This is a genomic window from Kitasatospora sp. NPDC057965 (genome assembly GCF_042887135.1).
Taxonomy (GTDB): Bacteria; Actinomycetota; Actinomycetes; order Streptomycetales; family Streptomycetaceae; genus Kitasatospora.
Genome location: NZ_JBHVPZ010000076.1, coordinates 1 through 2,476, shown reverse-complemented (window position 1 = coordinate 2,476; position 2,476 = coordinate 1). Strand labels below are relative to the sequence as shown.

Here is a 2,476-nt window from a genome sequence, read left to right as displayed (position 1 = left end):
CGGCTCCACGGCATCACGGCCTCCTTGACCGCGATCGGCGCGTCGGCCGGCAACGTGCCACCGTCACCGTCCGCCGGCAGCATGCCCTCCGCGCGCAGCTCCGCGATCGTGGCGCCCAGCGAGATCCGCGCCGCGGCCTTCGCCAGCGGCACCGCCGTCGCCTTCGAGGTGAACGGCACGGTGCGCGAGGCCCGCGGGTTCGCCTCCAGGACGTACAGGATGTCACCGGACAGCGCGAACTGGATGTTGATCAGACCCCGCACCCCGACACCCCGCGCGATCGCCTCCGTCGAGGTCCGCAGCCGCTTGATGTCGTAGCCGCCGAGGGTGATCGGGGGCAGCGCGCAGGCGGAGTCGCCGGAGTGGATACCGGCCTCCTCGATGTGCTCCATGACGCCGCCCAGGTAGAGCTCGGTGCCGTCGTAGAGGGCGTCGACGTCGATCTCCACCGCGTCGTCGAGGAAACGGTCGATCAGCACCGGGTGCTCGGAGATCAGACCGGCGTGGCGCTCCAGGTAGGACGCCAGCGACGCCTCGTCGTACACGATCTCCATGCCCCGGCCGCCCAGCACGTAGGAGGGACGGGCCAGCACCGGGTAGCCGATCTCGTCGGCGATGGCCTTGGCCTCGGCGAAGGAGAACGCGGTGCCGTGCTTGGGGGCCGGCAGACCCGCCTCCCGCAGCACCCGGCCGAACGCGCCACGCTCCTCCGCCAGGTCGATCGCCTCGGGCTGGGTGCCCACCACCGGCACCCCGTTGTCCTTCAGCGCCTGCGCCAGACCCAGCGGCGTCTGCCCGCCCAGCTGGACGATCACGCCCGCCAGCGGACCGGCCTGCCGCTCCGCGTGGACGATCTCCAGCACGTCCTCCAGCGTCAGCGGCTCGAAGTACAGCCGGTCGGAGGTGTCGTAGTCGGTGGAGACGGTCTCCGGGTTGCAGTTGACCATCACCGTCTCGTACCCGGCGTCCGCGAGCGCGAACGAGGCGTGCACGCACGAGTAGTCGAACTCGATGCCCTGCCCGATACGGTTCGGCCCGGAGCCGAGGATGATCACCGCCGGCTTCGTGCGCGGGGCGACCTCGCTCTCCTCGTCGTAGGAGGAGTAGAAGTACGGGGTCCTCGCCGCGAACTCCGCCGCACAGGTGTCCACCGTCTTGAAGACCGGGCGGATACCCAGCGCGTGCCGCACCTCCCGCACCACGTCCGACTTGAGGCCACGGATCTCGCCGACCTGCTGATCGGAGAAACCGTGCCGCTTCGCATGCCGCAGCAACTCCGGGGTCAGCTCGTCGGCCCCGGCCAGCTCACCCGCGATCTCGTCCAGCAGGAACAGCTGGTCCACGAACCACGGATCGATCTTCGTCGCCTCGAACACCTCGGCGGGCGTGGCACCCGCACGGATCGCCTCCATCACGGTGTTGACCCGCCCGTCGGTCGGCACCACCGCCTTCGCCAGCAGCTCCGCCTTGTCACCCACCGGACCGGCCCACGTGAACTGCGAGCCCTTCTTCTCCAGCGAACGCAGCGCCTTCTGCAGCGCCTCGGGGAAGTTACGGCCCAGCGCCATCGCCTCACCGACCGACTTCATGGTCGTGGTCAGCGTCGCGTCCGCGGACGGGAACTTCTCGAACGCGAACCGCGGGACCTTCACCACCACGTAGTCGAGGGTCGGCTCGAACGACGCCGGCGTCTGCTCCGTGATGTCGTTGGGGATCTCGTCCAGCGTGTAACCGACGGCCAGCTTCGCCGCGATCTTCGCGATCGGGAAACCCGTCGCCTTCGACGCCAGCGCCGACGAACGCGACACCCGCGGGTTCATCTCGATCACGATGACCCGGCCGTCCTCCGGGTTCACCGCGAACTGGATGTTGCAGCCGCCGGTGTCCACACCCACCTCACGGATCACCGCGATGCCGATGTCCCGCAGGATCTGGTACTCCCGGTCGGTGAGCGTCATCGCCGGCGCCACCGTGATCGAGTCACCGGTGTGCACGCCCATCGGGTCGAAGTTCTCGATCGAGCAGACCACCACGACGTTGTCGTTGCGGTCGCGCATCAGCTCCAGCTCGTACTCCTTCCAGCCGAGGATCGACTCCTCCAGGAGCACCTCGGTGGTCGGCGACAGCGTCAGACCCTGACCCGCGATACGACGCAGGTCCTCCTCGTCGTGCGCGAACCCCGAACCCGCGCCGCCCATCGTGAACGAGGGACGCACCACGACCGGGTAACCACCCAGGGTGTCCACCCCCGCCAGGACCTCGTCCATGGTGTGGCAGATCACCGAACGCGCGGACTCACCGTGCCCGATCTTCGCGTTCACCGCCTCCACGACGCCCTTGAACAGCTCGCGGTCCTCGCCCTTGTTGATCGCCTCGACGTCCGCGCCGATCAGCTCGACACCGTACTTCTCCAGCGTCCCCGCCGCGTGCAGCGAGATCGCCGTGTTCAGCGCGGTCTGGCCGCCCAGCGTCGGCA

Annotated in this window: 1 protein-coding gene; it reads right to left on the bottom strand. The window is 69.1% G+C overall.

Annotated features, from left to right (window positions below):
• Positions 1-2,476 (bottom strand): carbamoyl-phosphate synthase large subunit (gene carB / locus ACFVVU_RS39105; RefSeq protein ID WP_387794586.1); only part of this gene is annotated, 2,476 nt, incomplete at both ends.